Source organism: Candidatus Clostridium eludens (assembly GCF_045310515.1).
In the GTDB taxonomy this organism is placed as follows: domain Bacteria; phylum Bacillota; class Clostridia; order Clostridiales; family Clostridiaceae; genus Clostridium_B; species Clostridium_B eludens.
Genome location: NZ_JBJHZX010000146.1, coordinates 1 through 685, shown reverse-complemented (window position 1 = coordinate 685; position 685 = coordinate 1). Strand labels below are relative to the sequence as shown.

At 32.4% G+C, this 685-nt stretch carries 1 protein-coding gene; it reads left to right on the top strand.

The annotated features are described in order from the left end of the window. The first annotated feature begins 157 nt into the window (after nt 1–157). Nucleotides 158–613: an IS200/IS605 family transposase gene (gene tnpA, locus ACJDU8_RS25600; protein WP_406795009.1), complete on the top strand. Its 456-nt coding sequence runs from the start codon at nt 158–160 to the stop codon at nt 611–613. Nucleotides 614–685: the final 72 nt, after the last annotated feature.

Genomic DNA, 685 nt, shown 5'->3' with positions numbered 1-685 from the left:
TTATGTTTTAACAAGTTGAAGGTACTTTAGTGCCTGAAACTAAAAACCGCCTGCTATGCGGGTGAGATTAAATGCTTAAGCAAAAAGAGAATTACCTTTTTTGATATAATGATGAATGTTCAAGTCATCAAAATAGTTAGAAAGAAGGTAATACTCTATGGCAGAAAGTTTAGCACATACTAAGTGGTTATGCAAGTATCATATAGTATTTACGCCTAAATATCGAAGAAAGATAATATATTACAAATTGAGGGAAGATATAAAAGAAATAATAAAAGATTTGTGTAAGTGGAAAGGTATAAAAATTATAGAAGGACATATGATGCCAGATCATATACATCTTTTAGTATCAATACCTCCAAAGATAAGTGTGTCAAGTTTTATGGGATATCTTAAAGGTAAGAGCTCAATGATGATATTTGATAGACACTCAAATTTAAAATATAAATTTGGCAACAGACATTTCTGGGCAGAAGGCTATTATGTTAGTACAGTAGGACTCAATGAAGCAACAATAGCGAAGTATATTCGTGAACAAGAAAAAAATGATCAGATGGTGGATAAGATTACAACGAAAGAATTAGAAAACCCTTTTAAGGGATTAGTTAAGTAATCAGTCCACACAGGCTTGAACAAAGTAAAAGCCAGCGTCATTTAGGCGCTGGAAGTATTACGCCCTTATAGG